The sequence below is a fragment of the Mycoplasma marinum genome (assembly GCF_004335975.1).
GTDB classification, from domain to species: domain Bacteria; phylum Bacillota_I; class Bacilli_A; order Mycoplasmatales; family Metamycoplasmataceae; genus Mycoplasma_K; species Mycoplasma_K marinum.
In genome coordinates, this window is the sequence record NZ_PSZO01000097.1 from 1 (window position 1) to 826 (window position 826).

General features: G+C 28.6%; 1 protein-coding gene. It reads left to right on the forward strand.

Annotated features, from left to right (window positions below):
- Positions 1–30: 30 nt before the first annotated feature.
- The coding region (locus C4B24_RS04850) for a LicD family protein (RefSeq protein WP_131599651.1) at positions 31–826 on the forward strand (796 nt) is incomplete at its 3' end.

Consider the following 826-nt stretch of genomic DNA (forward strand, 5'->3'; position numbering starts at 1 on the left):
ATAATTGAATTAAATATTAAAGGAGTATAGATGACAAAAAAAGATTACCAAAAGATATATCCAAAACTAAAGATTGCTCAAGATGAGGGGTTTGAAGCATTGAAAGTCTTGCATAATTTTTGTTTGGAAAATGATATTAAATATTCGCTATTTTATGGGACACTGTTAGGTGCTGCGAGGCATGAAGGGTTTATACCTTGGGATGATGATGTAGATGTAGTTATGACAAGGAAAGAATATGAAAAATTCCTAAAAACCGCTGATGAAAAATATTCAAGTGACTATATTATTGCAAACGAAAGAAGTTATCCTGATAGAGGTATTTTCACAACAAGAGTTATGTTTATAAATTCTAAACTAAAGGAAAAAACAACTCAAAATTTTGATTATCCTTCAGGAGTTTGAGTTGATATATTTGTTTTGGATTCAGTGCCTAAAAATAAATTAATTAGAAAATGACACAAGTTTTGATGTTATGTTTGAGATACATGAACATATAGAAGAGCTAATCATAATTACTCGAAGTTCATTTATAAAGTTTTGCATAAATTAACTATTTGGCCATCTTATTTTATGAAATATTCTTGGATGCTTAAAAAAATGGATAAAGTTACAAGGAAATATAATGATAATCCAACCGGATTGCTAACAAGTACAAATTGTAGAACAGGTTATGTTAAACCTATCAAAAGTGAGTACTTCAATCAATACATAACTAAAAAATTTAATGGTCAAAATTTTATGGTTATTAAAAACTGAGAACAAGCATTGGAATATCAATATGGTGACTGAAGAAAATTACCTCCCAAAAATATGAGAAGACCCG